The sequence below is a fragment of the Streptomyces sp. CBMA156 genome (assembly GCF_014596515.1).
GTDB lineage: Bacteria > Actinomycetota > Actinomycetes > Streptomycetales > Streptomycetaceae > Kitasatospora.
In genome coordinates, this window is record NZ_MSJQ01000191.1 from 1 (window position 1) to 13,159 (window position 13,159).

General features: G+C 73.4%; 9 protein-coding genes and 1 pseudogene. 2 read left to right on the plus strand and 8 right to left on the minus strand.

The genetic code is table 11. From position 1 onward, the window contains the following. Nucleotides 1-2,010 (plus strand): annotated as a pseudogene (locus BU198_RS15675) (hypothetical protein); the annotation flags it as partial. Nucleotides 2,011-2,215: 205 nt separating this feature from the next. On the opposite strand, the gene BU198_RS15680 reads toward BU198_RS15675, so the two are convergent. From BU198_RS15680 to BU198_RS15695, 4 genes are all read right to left on the minus strand, one after another. Continuing rightward, the gene (locus BU198_RS15680; protein WP_188297471.1) at nt 2,216-3,586 is read right to left on the minus strand and encodes a S8 family serine peptidase; all 1,371 of its coding nucleotides are present in this window, start codon (nt 3,584-3,586) and stop codon (nt 2,216-2,218) included. A gap of 209 nt (nt 3,587-3,795) precedes the next feature. Beyond that, entirely contained in the window at nt 3,796-4,554 is a 759-nt protein-coding gene (fabG, locus tag BU198_RS15685; RefSeq protein ID WP_188297472.1) for a 3-oxoacyl-ACP reductase FabG, read from the minus strand. A 59-nt stretch (nt 4,555-4,613) separates the two neighbouring features. Then, the gene (locus BU198_RS15690) at nt 4,614-5,813 is read right to left on the minus strand and encodes a thiolase family protein (RefSeq protein ID WP_188297473.1); all 1,200 of its coding nucleotides are present in this window, start codon (nt 5,811-5,813) and stop codon (nt 4,614-4,616) included. Nucleotides 5,814-5,921: 108 nt separating this feature from the next. Next, nucleotides 5,922-7,085, minus strand: coding sequence for an acyl-CoA dehydrogenase family protein (locus tag BU198_RS15695; RefSeq protein ID WP_188297474.1), 1,164 nt, complete (start codon nt 7,083-7,085; stop codon nt 5,922-5,924). Nucleotides 7,086-7,275: 190 nt separating this feature from the next. On the opposite strand from BU198_RS15695, the gene BU198_RS15700 reads away from it, so the two are divergent. Continuing rightward, nucleotides 7,276-7,983, plus strand: coding sequence for a TetR/AcrR family transcriptional regulator (locus tag BU198_RS15700; protein ID WP_188297475.1), 708 nt, complete (start codon nt 7,276-7,278; stop codon nt 7,981-7,983). Nucleotides 7,984-8,136: 153 nt separating this feature from the next. Here the strand turns inward: BU198_RS15700 and BU198_RS15705 are convergent, their stop codons facing one another. From BU198_RS15705 to egtB, 4 genes are all read right to left on the minus strand, one after another. Beyond that, nucleotides 8,137-9,564 carry a sugar porter family MFS transporter gene (locus BU198_RS15705; protein ID WP_188297479.1) on the minus strand — a complete coding sequence of 476 codons (1,428 nt, stop codon included), beginning with the start codon at nt 9,562-9,564 and terminating at the stop codon, nt 8,137-8,139. A gap of 237 nt (nt 9,565-9,801) precedes the next feature. After that, nucleotides 9,802-10,773: an L-histidine N(alpha)-methyltransferase gene (egtD, locus tag BU198_RS15710; RefSeq protein ID WP_188297476.1), complete on the minus strand. Its 972-nt coding sequence runs from the start codon at nt 10,771-10,773 to the stop codon at nt 9,802-9,804. Between the two features lie 43 nt (nt 10,774-10,816). Next, a complete protein-coding gene (egtC, locus tag BU198_RS15715; RefSeq protein WP_188297477.1) occupies nt 10,817-11,566 on the minus strand; it encodes an ergothioneine biosynthesis protein EgtC in 750 nt (249 codons plus the stop codon). Further along, nucleotides 11,566-13,017 carry an ergothioneine biosynthesis protein EgtB gene (egtB, locus tag BU198_RS15720; protein ID WP_188297478.1) on the minus strand — a complete coding sequence of 484 codons (1,452 nt, stop codon included), beginning with the start codon at nt 13,015-13,017 and terminating at the stop codon, nt 11,566-11,568. Before egtB ends, egtC begins: the two co-directional genes overlap by 1 nt. Nucleotides 13,018-13,159 lie beyond the last annotated feature (142 nt).

Here is a 13,159-nt window from a genome sequence, read left to right on the forward strand (position 1 = left end):
GCCGCGTCCGTGGTGACCCCGCCGCCGTTCCCGGTCCAGAGCGCGGCTCAGAGCGTGGTGCCGGGCGTGCCCCAGAGTGCGGTGCCGGGCGCTGCCGCTGCTGTCGTCGGTGGGGGCGGGGGCGGGCTGGGGGCCGCGCCGCGCGGGCGGATCCTGGTGATCGAGGGCGGATACGGCACCTCCGGCCGCCGCACCTGGGGCCGCGGCGGACCGACCCAGGCCCCGGTGCTCTCGGCGATGCTCGCCGCCGTCTCGCCGCAGGTGCTGCTGGCCGCGGACGCGGTGGACGCCGTCCACCTCCCCGGCGCCGGCGACCCGCACACCGTCCTCGCCCATCTGCGCGCCGCCTCCCGGCACCCCGGACCGCTGCTGATCCACCTGGGCGGCCACGTCGTCGCCGACAAGCGCGGCGGACAGCTCCAGTTGACCCTGCGCGACGCCAGGCAGGACGGTCTGCCCTGGCAGGCCGTCGCCGCGGAGCTGAGCCACCGTCCGGCCGAGTGGCAGACCCTCGTCATCGCCGACCTGAGTGCCGACCAGAACGCCTGGCCGTACCTCCAGGGCACCGTCTCGCCGCTCAGTGAGGGCATCCCGCTGTGGGCGGTCGTCAGTCCGGACCCGGAGCAGATCGGCACCTTCACCCGCGCCCTGATCGAGGCGCTGCACGGTGGCAGGCCGGGCGCCGGCGAGGTGCTCACGCCCGAGCAGCTGCGGCAGCAGGTGTACTCGGTGCTGCGGCCGGACGTGGTCATCCTGGCCACGCACGCGCCGGACCGCCCGTTCTTCCGCAACACCGCCCGCCGCGGGGAGGGCCCGGTGGCCGAGATGCCGCCCGTGCCGTCCGGCGGTGCGCTGCCCGCGGACGTGCCGCCCGCCCCGGCTCCGCCGGTACCGCGTCGGGCGGAGCCTCGGGACGCCGTTCCCGAGCGGCCGGCCCCGGCTCCCGCCGAGGTGCCCGCGCCGTCCGCCGTGTCCTCGGTGACCACCGGTGGCCCGGTCAGCCTGATCAAGCCGGGTGTTCCGCCCACCCCGCCGCGGCCGGCCCGGCCGGTCAGCCTGCTGAAGGCGGGCGAGACCGCCGAGGCGGCAGGCGTGACCCTGCACAAGCCTGCCCCGCACATGCCCGACCCGGCCGGCGCCGTACCCGAGGCCACCGTGACCCCGGCGGGCGTCACGCTCCTCAAGGTCCGGTCGGAGCCCGTGGACGTCGTCGCCGAGCTCGAACTCCCGTCGGAGGAGGCCCCGGTGGCCTCCGTGGCGTCCGTGGCCTCCGTGGCCGAGGAGCCGGCTGAGGAGGCGCCCGAGGCTGAGGAGGAGCCCGCGGTCGCGGAGGAGCCCGAGGCCGTGGAGGCGCCCCGGGACGCCGTCCCGGCGGAGCCCGCGCCGACGGACGCGGCACCTGCGGAGGAGGCGCCGACCGACGAGACGCCCGCCGATGTGGTGCCGCAGGACGAGGTGCCCGCGGAAGCCGTGCCGCAGGACGCCGCGCCGCAGGTCGAGGTGCCCGCCGACGCCGTGCCCGTGGACGCGCCGCCGGCCGAAGCGTCGGCCGGCGAGACCTCTGCGGCGGCCCGGCCCCGTGCGGACTACCGCGAGGTCATCGGACGGATCGTCCGCAGCGCCGACGCCGGGGACCACGCCGCCGCCACCGACCTGGCCTTCGCCCTCGAACTGGAGGCGATCGCCGAGCACGGCGCCGTCTCCGAACCGGTGCTCCAGGTGCGGCAGGTCCGGGCGCACGTCTGCCGGCTCGCGGGCCGGTCGGCCGATGCCGCGGAGATCTACCGCGAGGTGGCGCTGACGCTGCTCCGCTCGCAGGGGCCGGACCACCCGGAGACCCAGCGCGCGGCCACCAACGCTGAGGCCTGTTGGCGGGCGATCGCCGACCGTGCGGAGGCCATCCGCATCGCCCCGGAGATCATCGAACTGCGCGCCCACCTCCCGGGCCCGGACGGCCGCAAGCTCCGTGCCGCCGAGCGCTACCTCGCCCAGCTCGCCGCCACCGGCTGACGGCGGGCGGGGGAGGGTCGGCGGACAGCCGACGGCTGACGGGGAACAGCAGACGGAAAACAGCGAACAGATGACAGATTTCGAAATCTGTCATCTGTTCGCTGTCATCTGTTATCTGTTACCTGACACGCGTCACGCGTCACCCGTCACCCGTCACGAGCGCTCGCGGCCCGCCACCCGGCGAGCCGCCCGGCGAGCCGCCCGGTCACCGACCGGCGATCGCGTGCACGAACCGGGCTCCGTCGATGGTGCCCAGGCCGCTGGCGAGGTCGTAGCCCTCGGTGGCGTTGTAGCCCGTGACGCCGTCCCAGCCGTTGTCGCCCTGCTTCACGTCCTTGATGCCGCTCCACTGGCTCGGGAGCAGGCTGAGGCCGTACATGCGCCAGTTGATCTGCCCGAGGCGGTAGCCGGCCAGCTGGTCGGCGAGGGCGACGACGCCGGAGAACAGCGGGGTGGCCTCGCTGGTGCCGCCGGTGAGGTGCCAGCCGACCGAGGTCGGGTCGTAGGACTCGTACGTCCAGGCGGCGCCGTCCACGGCCGCGCTCATGCTGATGTCCGGCGTGCCGCGGTGGTTGCCGGTGGTCCCGGCGACACTGGCCTGGTACCACGGGCGCTCGAAGATGCCGGAGACGCCACCGCCGCCGGCGCCGGACTTGTCGTGCCACACCTTGTCGTCCGCGGTGCGCTTGCCGTTGTCGTCCAGGGTGAGCTGGGTGCCGCCGATGGAGGTGACCAGCGGGTCCGAGGACGGCCAGGAGTTGACCTTGTACGGGTACAGGTCGGTGCCGTTCTCCTTGGCGTCGGTGGCGCCGTTGTCGCCGGAGGCGGCGAGCACGGTCACGTTGCGGTCGGCGGCGGCCTTGAAGGCGTAGCGCAGGTCGGTGAGCGACGTGAAGTCGCCCTTCTCGAAGCCCGGGAAGGTGTTCTCGGTGGCGCCGAAGCTCTGCGAGATGACGTCGCCGCGGCCCTGCTGGATGAGGCTCTTCTCGGCGTCCATCATCTCGGGCAGGCCGGTGGTGCCCTCGGTCTCGGCGACACCGGTCTCGACCAGGACGATGTGCGCGTCGGGGGCGATCGCGTGGGCGTACTCGACGTCCAGGGTGGTCTCGCCGGCCCAGCCGGTGTGGTCGGGGTTCTTCGGGTCGAAGGCGGGGACGTTGCCCCACTTGACCACCTCGACGTTGGTGTCCGGGATGCCCCACTGCTTGTCGAAGACCTCCAGGTCGTGCTGGATGGTCGGCGAGCCGAAGGAGTCGACGATGACGATCGTGCGGCCCTTGCCGGTGATGCCCTCCTGGTACAGCGGGTTCAGGTTGTAGGCGTTCCGGTACTGCAGCGGCGAGTAGCAGTGGATGCCGATCTGGCTGACGCACTGGGTGGTGCTCAGCGGGGCGACGCGGCCCTGGGCGTTGTGGTGCCCGAAGGAGGCGGGGCGGACGTGGACGCCCGCGAGGTTGTGCGAGGGGGCGGCGGTCGCGGTGCCGGCGGCCGGTACGGCGACGGTGCCGGCCGTGAGGGCGGTGGCCCCCACGGCGAGCAGAGCCAGGGCGCGACGGAGGGTGGCGGGGCTGCCCATGGGACTCCTTGGGACGCAGGGCCCGACCTGGTCCGGTCGGGTCGGTCCGGCCATCCCATCGAGAGCTGCATGATCATGCCATAGTCATTTGGAGGGGTCATGTGATCAAGGTCGTGGTCATGCTCGGCCACGCGAAAAGGTAAAGGCCGTCCCAGGGGAAAGTAACCTCCCACCTGGGACGACCCGGTGACGATCCGTCAGTGGGCTCGCTAGCGCGCCCCGCCGTTGACGTACAGCGTCTGCCCGCTGACGTAGGAGGCGTCCTCGCTGGCCAGGAAGGCCACCACGGAGGCGATCTCCTCCGGCTGCCCGACCCGGCGCAGCGGCGTCCGGGCGGCGACCTCGGTCTGGTGGTCCTCGGCGCTGCTGCCGACCCGCTCGGCGGTGGCGGCGGTCATCGCGGTGGCGATGTACCCGGGGGCGACGGCGTTGACGTTGACGTTGTACGGCCCGAGCTCGATCGCCAGGGTCGCGGTGAGGCCCTGGATGCCGGCCTTGGCGGCCGCGTAGTTGGCCTGGCCCCGGTTGCCGAGGGCGGAGCGCGAGCTGAGCGAGACGATCTTCCCGTACTGCTGCGCCACCATGTACTTCTGCGCGACGTGGCTGCAGTTGTACGCGCTGGTCAGGTTGACCGTCAGCACCGCGTCCCAGTCGGACTTGGGCATCCTGAAGAACAGGTTGTCCCGGGTGATCCCGGCGTTGTTGACCAGGATGTGCACGCCGCCGAGATCCTCCGCGACCCGGGCGAACACCGCCTCCACCGCGTCGTAGTCGGCCACGTCGCAGCCGTACGCCCGGGCGGTGCCGCCCTTGGCGGCGATCTCGGCGACCGTCCCGGCCGCCCGTTCGGCGGTGAGGTCGACCACGGCGACCGCCGCGCCCTCCTCCGCCAGCCGGCGGGCGGTGGCCGCCCCGATGCCCTGTGCAGCGCCGGTCACCACGGCGACCTTCCCAGCGAACCGCGTCATGCTTCACTCCTCGGAAGTCGGGATCAGCGGCGGCGGGCGGGTGGCCCGCCACCGGTTCGTCAGACGTTCTCGACCAGCACGGCCGTACCCTGCCCCACGCCCACGCACATGGTGGCCAGGCCGCGCCGGGCTCCGGTACGGCGCATCCGGTGCAACAGGGTGGTGAGGATGCGGGCGCCGGAGCCGCCCAGCGGATGACCGAGCGCGATCGCGCCGCCGCTCGGGTTGACCACCTCCTCGGCCTGCTCCGGGCCGAACCCGAGGCCGTCGGCGGAGGCGAGCGCCTGGGCGGCGAAGGCCTCGTTCAGCTCGGCGGTGTCCAGGTCGGCGAGCGACCAGCCGGCCCTGGCGAGCACCTTCGCCGTCGCCGGCACCGGACCGATGCCCATGACGTCCGGGTGCACCCCGGCCGAGGCGCCCGCCACGTACCGGCCGAGCGGCTGGAGCCCGAGGTCGCGCAGCGCCTCCTCGCCGACCAGGACCAGTCCGGCCGCGCCGTCGTTCATCGGCGAGGCGTTCCCGGCGGTGACCGTGCCCCTGGGGCGGAACACCGGCTTGAGCCCGGCGAGCTTCGCCAGGCTGGTGTCCTCGCGGATGCTCTCGTCCCGGCTCACCGTCACCCCGTCCGGTCGCTCGACGGGGATCAGCTCGGCGTCGAAGTGCCCGTCCTTGCGGGCGGCGCCGGCCCGCTGGTGGCTGCGCAGCGCGAAGGCGTCCTGGCGCTCCCGGCCGATGCCGTACCGGGTGGCCACCTCCTCGGCGGTCTCGCCCATGCCGAGCACGCCGTGCAGTTCGGCCATCCGCGGGTTGGTCAGCCGCCAGCCGAGCCGGGTGTCGAAGGTCTCCATCCGGTGCGGCAGCGCCTCGTCGGGCCGGGGCAGCACGAAGGGGGCGCGGGTCATCGACTCGCAGCCGCCGGCCAGCACCACGTCCGCCTCGCCGGAGCCGATGGCCCGGGCGGCGAGGGTGACGGCCTCCAGGCCGGAGGCGCAGAGCCGGTTGACGGTGGCTCCGGGGACGGTCTCCGGCAGCCCGGCCAGCAGGACGGCCATCCGGGCGGCGTTGCGGTTGTCCTCGCCGGCCTGGTTGGCGGCGCCCCAGTAGACGTCGTCGATCCGGGCCGGGTCGAGGGCGGGCACGTCGGCCAGCAGGGCGCGCAGCACGGTGGCCGAGAGGTCGTCCGGGCGGACCGTGGCGAGCGCGCCGCGCAACCGGCCGATGGGTGTGCGGCGGGCGGCGGCGAAGTAGACGGGACGCACGTCGTCGGGCTCCTTGTCGGGTGGCGGGGATGCTCGGGGCCGGGATGTCCGGGGCGGTCGCGGATGCTCGTGGCGGGGCCGCCCTTGGGGAGGACGCTCTCGTGGACGTCAGAACGCGCTGACGCCGGTGAGGGCGCGTCCGATGAGCAGCTGGTGGATCTGGCTGGTGCCCTCGTAGAGGGTCATCACCCGCGCGTCGCGCAGGTACTTGCCGACCGGGTACTCGTCGATGAACCCGTAGCCGCCGAAGACCTGGAGCGCGTTGTTGGCGGCCCGGACGGCGGCCTCGCCGGCGTACAGCTTGGCGACGGAGGACTCGGTGGCGAACGGCAGGCCGCGCTCGATGTGGTCGGCGACCTTCCAGGTGAGCAGCCGGGCCGCCTCGACGTCCACGGCGATGCCGGCCAGCAGCTCCTGGACGAGCTGGTGCGAGGCGATCGGCTTGCCGAACTGCTCGCGCTCGCCGGCGTAGCGGACCGCGGCCTCCAGGCAGGCCCGGGCGATGCCGACGCAGCCGGCCGCCACCGACATCCGGCCCTTGGCCAGCGCGGCCATCGCCACCGTGAACCCCTTGCCGACCTCGCCGAGCCGGGCGCCGTCCGGCACCCGGACGCCGTCGAAGCTGAGTTCGGCGGTGGCCTGGCCGCGCAGGCCGAGCTTGCCGTGGATCTCGGTGCGGGTGAATCCGGGCAGGCCGGTCGGGACCAGGAAGGCGGTGATGCCCCGGTGGCCCCGCTGTTCGGGCTCGTTGCCGCCGGTGCGGGCGAAGACCAGGGCGACGTCGGCCCAGGTGCCGTTGGTGATGAACGTCTTGGCGCCGCTGATCAGCCAGCTGTCGCCGTCCCGGACGGCCCGGGTGGTGAGGTTGGCGGCGTCCGACCCGGTGCCTGGCTCGGTGAGCGCGAAGCAGGCGAGCGCCTCGCCGGAGGTGAGCCGGGGCAGCCAGTGCCGCTTCTGCTCCTCGGTGCCGAAGGCGTTGACCGACTTGCCGACCAGGCCGAGCGAGACCGAGACGATCCCGCGCACGGCCGAGTCGCCGCGCCCGAGTTCCTCCAGGACGAGGCAGTACGCGAGATGGTCGCCGCCGCTGCCGCCGTACTCCTCGGGGATGGTCAGCCCGAGGAAGCCGGCCTTCGCCAGCTTGCCGATGATCGCGCGGTCGACGGACTCGGCGCGGTCCCACTCGGCGGCGTACGGCACGATCTCGCGGTCGGCGAAGGAGGCGGCGAGGTCCCGGACGGCGCTCTGCTCCTCGGACAACTCCAGGTTCACGGCGGCTCCCGAATCCGGTGTCCAGGGCCTGGGGGCGAGGCCCGGACCCATTAAACTAGCGCTGCAAGTTTTATGGGGGGACTGTAGCCCCGCCCGGCCGGTGCTGGGAAGGGGGACCTGCCAGAATCGGCCCCAGCACACCCGGCCGGATGATCCGGATGAATCCGGAGGATCGGAGGACCCCGCCGCGATGGCCCGTCCACGCACCCCGCTGCTCAGCCGCGAGCGCATCGTCGCCGCCGCCCTGCGGCTGATCGACGACGAGGGACTGGACGCCCTCTCCACCCGCCGCCTCGCCACCGAGCTCTCGGTCAGCGGGCCCTCGCTCTACAACCACTTCGCCACCAAGGACGAACTGCTGGACGCGGTGGTGGACAGCGTCATCGGCGAAGTCGACCTGTCGATGTTCGGGAGCGTGACGAATCCCTGGCCGCGGGCGCTGCGCGACTGGGCCCGCTCCTACCGCGCCGCGCTGGCCGCTCACCCCAACATCGTCCCGGTGCTCGCCCAGGGGCCCGGGCGGCGGCCGAACGCGCTGCGGCTGGCCGACGCGGTCTTCGGCCACCTGGTCGAGGCAGGGTGGCCGCGGGGTCAGGCGACCAGGATCGGCGCGCTGATGCGCTACTTCGTCACCGGCTCGGCCCTCGCCTCCTTCGCGGCCGGCTTCCCGGCGGACGCCGAGGTCTACGACGCGGCCGACTACCCGCACCTCGGCGAGGCGCACCGGCTGTCGGGGCACCGGGGGGCGGTGGACGAGGGCGCCTTCGAGACCGGCCTGGAGGCGCTGCTCGACGGACTCGCGCTGCGCTACGCCCGGCTCGTCGAACAGCGCGGAACCGAGGCGGAGCGGCCCCGAACCGAGAGGGAGCGGCCCCGAACCGAGGCGGAACGTTCCTGACGCGGGGCGGGGCGGTGCGGCCCCGGTCCCCGTCGAAACGGACCGGTGCCCGCGGGCAAGGTTCCGCGGGCAAGGCTCCGCGGAAACGATTCGGCCCCCGCACCCGGGCGCCGATGGCGCCGGGGTGCGGGGGCCGGTGGTCCGGCGGGCGGATCAGCCCATGTCCTCCAGCCGGATGCCCTTGGTCTCCTTCATGAACTTCGCCACGAAGAGGACGGACAGCGCCGCGAAGGCAGCGTAGATCAGGTAGGTCGCCGACAGGTTCCAGCGCGACATGGACGGGAACGAGACGGTGATCACCCAGTTCGCGATCCACTGCGCGGAGGCGGCGACGGAGAGCGCGGCGGCGCGGATCCGGTTCGGGAACATCTCGCCGAGCATCACCCAGACGACCACGCCCCAGGACATCGCGAAGAACAGCACGAAGGCGTTGGCGGCGACCAGCGCGACGGTGCCCTGGAGGTCGGGCAGGGTGAGGTTGTCGCCGCTGCCGGTGGCCGAGGAGAAGGCCCAGCCGGCCGTGCCGAGCGCGACCGCCATGCCTGCCGAGCCGATCAGGGCGAGCGGCTTGCGGCCGATCCGGTCGACCAGCACGATCGCGATCACGGTGCCGAGGATGTTGATCACCGAGCCGACGAAGCTGATCAGCAGCGAGTTGCTCTGGTCGATGCCGACCGACTGCCACAGGATCGACGAGTAGTAGAAGATCACGTTGATGCCGACCAGCTGCTGGAAGACCGACAGGCCGATGCCGACCCAGACGATCGGGAGCAGGCCGAAGCGGCCGCCGAGCAGGTCGCGGAAGCGCGGCCGGTGGTCGGAGGCGATCAGCGCCTGGACCTCGGCGATCCGGGCGTCGCCGTCCACGCCCTCTCCCTCGACCGCGGCGAGCACCTTCCTGGCCTCGTCCAGGCGTCCGGCCTGGATCAGGTAGCGCGGGGACTCGGGGATGACCGAGGAGAGCACGAAGTAGACCGCGGCCGGGACGACGCAGATGCCGAGCATCCACTGCCAGGCCTCCAGGCCGAGCAGCTGCCCCCGGGTGTCGCCGCCGGCGGCTTGCGCCAGCGCCCAGTTGACCAGCTGGGATATCGCGATGCCGAGCACGATCGCGGCCTGCTGGAAGGAGGCCAGCCGGCCCCGGTACTTGGTCGGCGCGACCTCGGCGATGTAGGTCGGGGCGATCACCGAGGCGATGCCGATGGCCGCGCCGCCGAGGACGCGCCAGAGGGCCAGGTCCCAGGCGGAGAACGGCAGCATCGAGCCGACGGCGCTGATCGCGAACAGCAGCGCGCCCGCCTTCATGACCTTGATGCGGCCGTACCGGTCGGCGAACCGTCCGGCCACCGCGGCGCCGATCGCCGAGCCGAGCAGGGCGGAGGAGACGATCAGACCGGTCACGCCGCTGCCGACGGCGAACTTCTCCTGGATTCCGGAGACGGCGCCGTTGATCACGGAGCTGTCGTAGCCGAACAGGAAGCCACCGAGGGCCGCTGCCGCAGTGATGAAGACGACGAAGCCGAGGCGGCCGGGCGCGGGGGCCTCGACCGCCCCGGAGGGCTTCTGGGTGACGCTCACGATCTGACTCCTGGTACTCAACGCTGAGCTCGGTCGCCGAGATCGTAACCCCTATTCGTTTAAGACTTGTACACCAGGATGCTCAAGTTTTGCTCTGAGAATTCGTAAGGTGAACAAGCAAATTGGGTTGCCCGAGGGCTCTCCTGGCGGCTGGACGGCCCGAACGAGTGGACGGCCGGGTGGCTCGCCCGCCCGGGAGGCCCGTCCGGACTGTCCGGGCGGGCCTCCCGGGCGGGGCGGTCAGGCCGGCACCGCGAGCGAGAGCCCGAACCGGCCCTCCGGGTCGGTCCACCAGTGGCTCAGCCGCAGCCCGGCCGCCGCCAGCTCCCCGGCCACCCGCTCCCGGCGGAACTTGGCCGACACCTCGGTGCGCAGCTCCTCGCCCCGGGCGAAGTGCACCGGCAGGTCCAGGGCCGGGATCTTCACGGTCTGCGAGCGCAGCGAGCGCAGCCGCATCTCGATCCACTCCTGCTCGGCGTCCCAGCGCGCGACGTGCTCGAAGGCGTCCGGGTCGAAGTCGGCCCCCAGTTCGCGGTTGAGCACGTTCAGCACGTTCCGGTTGAACTCGGCGGTCACCCCGGAGGCGTCGTCGTAGGCGGCGACCAGCACCGCCGGGTCCTTGACCAGGTCGGTCCCGAGGAGCAGGAAGTCGCCCGGGTCGAGGGCGGCGCGCAGGCCGCGCAGGAAGACCGCGCGCTCGTGGGGCAGCAGGTTGCCGAGGGTCCCGCCGAGGAAGGCGACCAGGCGCGGGCCGCCCTCCGGGGGCAGACCGAGCCTGGCGGTGAAGTCGGCGAGCACGCCGTGCACCGCGAGCCCGGGGTACTCGGCGGCGAGCGCGGCGCCGGCCGCGGTCAGCGCGCTCTCGCTGACGTCCACCGGGACGTACGTCTCCAGGGTGCCGAGCGCGCGCAGGGCGTCCAGCAGCAGCCGGGTCTTCTCGGAGGAGCCGGAGCCCAGCTCGACCAGGGTGCGGGCCCCGGTGGCCGCGGCGATCTCGCCGGCCCCGGTGGTCAGGATGGCCCGTTCCGCGCGGGTCGGGTAGTACTCGGGCAGCCGGGTGATCTCCTCGAACAGCTCGCTGCCCCTCGCGTCGTAGAACCACTTCGGCGGCAGCCACTTGGGCTCGGAGGTCAGTCCGAGCTGCACGTCGTGGCGTAGCGCGGTGCTGAAGTGGTCGGCGGGCAGCAGTCGGGTGAGATCGAAGGTTTCCATGACGGGGTGGTTCCTCTGTTCAGAAGTTGAAGGGAGAGTGGGGTCAGTCGCGGCCGGGAATCCGGCCCGTGGTGACGCCTCGCGAGTCCACGAGCAGCAGCGAGCCGTCCGGCACCGGCGTCCAGCCCGGTGCGTCGTCGTACGGCTCGGAGGCCACCACCGTGCCCAGGCCTGGCAGGGTGCGGTGGTGGAGGGTGTCGCCCCAGGTGGTCGCGGCGATCGCGGTGCCGTCGGTGAGCAGCAGGTTGAGCCGCCCTGTGGTGTGCGCGGCGACGTCCGCGACGGTACCCGCCAGTGCCTCGCCGAGTCCGGCGCCGGCCCGCAGCCGGTGCAGGGTGAGTGCCCACAGCAGCGCCGAGTCGGTGCGCGCCTCCAGGTCCAGCAGTTCGGCTGGGGGCAGCAGGGCCGCCAGCGGGTCCAGCTTGCCCGGCCAGCCGGTCACCGCTCCGTTGTGGCTGAACAGCCAGCGGTCGGCGGCGAACGGCGCGGCCGCGCTCTCGCCCGCCGCGCAGCCCTCGGTGGCGGAGCGGACGGCGGCCAGCAGTGCCCGGGTGCGGACCACCCGGGCCAGGTCGGCGAAGGTCTCGTCGGCCCAGATCGGTCCGGCCCGGCGGTAGCGGGCGGGCACCTCGTCCCCGTCCGCGTACCAGCCGAGGCCGAAGCCGTCCACGTTGACCGTGCCGTACTGCTGGACCCGGGGCGCCCAGGCCTGCCGGTACAGCCCGTGCGGCGGGTGCACCAGAAGCTCCCTGGGCGACACTGGCCCGCCCAGGTAGGCGATGTGACGGCACATCAGCTGGACTCCAGGTCGCGCGCGGTGCGGAACCCGGCGAAGATCTGCCGCCGGACCGGGTAGTCCCAGTTGCGGAAGGTGCCCCGGCAGGCGACCGGCGCCACCGCGAAGCAGCCGCCGCGCAGCACCTTGTACTCGGGTCCGAAGAACACCTCCGAGTACTCCCGGTACGGCCAGGCCAGGAAGCCCGGGTAGGCGCGGAGGTCGCTCGCCGTCCACTCCCACACGTCACCGATCAACTGCCGGACACCGTACGGGGACTGGCCCTTCGGATAGCTTCCGGCGCCGGCCGGGCGCAGGTGCCGCTGGCCGAGGTTGGCGTGCTCGGGGCCGGGCGGCCCGTCGCCCCAGGGGTAGCGGCGGGAGCGGCCGGTGGCCGGGTCGTGCCGGGCGGCCTTCTCCCACTCCGCCTCGGTGGGAAGCCGCCGCCCGGCCCACCGGGCGTACGCGTCCGCCTCGTACCAACTGACGTGCAGCACAGGTTCGTTCGGCTCGACCGGCTCAACCGTGCCGAAGCGGCGGCGGAGCCACTGGCCGTCCTGGTGGTGCCAGAACAGCGGGGCGGTCAGGTCGGCGCGCCGGCGGTGCTCCCAGCCCTCTGGCGTCCACCAGTGCGGGTCGTCGTAGCCGCCGTCCGCGATGAAGCGCTGGTAGGCGGCGTTGGTGACCGGGGTGGTGTCCAGCAGGAAGGCCGGCAGATCGACGGCGTGCGCCGGGCGCTCGTTGTCCAGCGCCCACGGTTCGGTGTCCGTGCCCATGGTGAACGGGCCTGCGGGGATGAGAACTTCGGCGGGCAGGGTGGCGGCGTCGGTGGGTGCGGGCGGTGGCGGGGGCGCGGCCAGGGCCGGCTCCCCCTTGCGGAGCTGGTGGGTGATCAGCATGGTCTCGTCGTGCTGCTGCTCGTGCTGGGCGATCATCCCGAACGCGAACCCGGCCTCCAGCAGCGGCGCGCCCTCCAGCGGGCTGGCGGCCAGCAGGTCCAGCACCCGGCCGCGGACGTCGTGGGCGTAGGCGCGGGCCTCGGCGGGCGGCAGCAGGGGCAGGCTGGGGCGCTCGGCGCGCGGGTGCTGGAACGCGTCGTACAGCGGGTCGATCTCCGGGTGCATCGGGTCGCGGCCGCCGACGTTGCGCAGCAGCCAGAGTTCCTCCTGGTTGCCGATGTGTGCGAGGTCCCAGACCAGCGGGGACATCAGCGGGGAGTGCTGGGCGGTGAGATCGCCCTCGTCGACGCAGTCGGTCAGCGCGGCGGTCCGGGCGCGGGCGGCCAGCAGCTCGATGGCGATGCTCTCGCGCAGCGCCTCGGTGCCGACGGTGCCGGGGCCGCCGATGTCGCTGATGCCGTCGATGCCGTCGATGCCGCCGATCGACCCGATCGACCCGGTGGCGCCGGTGACGCCGGTGCGGTCCGTGCTTCCTGCCCCGGCACCCCCGTGGGGTCGGACGTCGGTCATGGTGAGGCCTCCTCCGGGGGCGTGGGTCGGATGCCGGCGCGCAGGGCGTCCAGCTGGTCGTCGGCCGGGCAGCGGCCGCGCGCGGGGTAGCGCTCGGCGAAGTCGGCGACGGCGGCGCGCAGTCGCTCGGCACCGGGCAGGC

Coding starts and splice junctions, on each gene's coding strand:
- BU198_RS15700 (WP_188297475.1), top strand. CDS start 7,276: ATGGCCCGTCCACGCACCCCGCTGCTCAGCCGCGAGCGCATCGTCGCC.
- fabG (WP_188297472.1), bottom strand. CDS start 4,554: ATGACGCGGTTCGCTGGGAAGGTCGCCGTGGTGACCGGCGCTGCACAG.
- BU198_RS15680 (WP_188297471.1), bottom strand. CDS start 3,586: ATGGGCAGCCCCGCCACCCTCCGTCGCGCCCTGGCTCTGCTCGCCGTG.
- egtB (WP_188297478.1), bottom strand. CDS start 13,017: ATGACCGACGTCCGACCCCACGGGGGTGCCGGGGCAGGAAGCACGGAC.
- egtC (WP_188297477.1), bottom strand. CDS start 11,566: ATGTGCCGTCACATCGCCTACCTGGGCGGGCCAGTGTCGCCCAGGGAG.
- egtD (WP_188297476.1), bottom strand. CDS start 10,773: ATGGAAACCTTCGATCTCACCCGACTGCTGCCCGCCGACCACTTCAGC.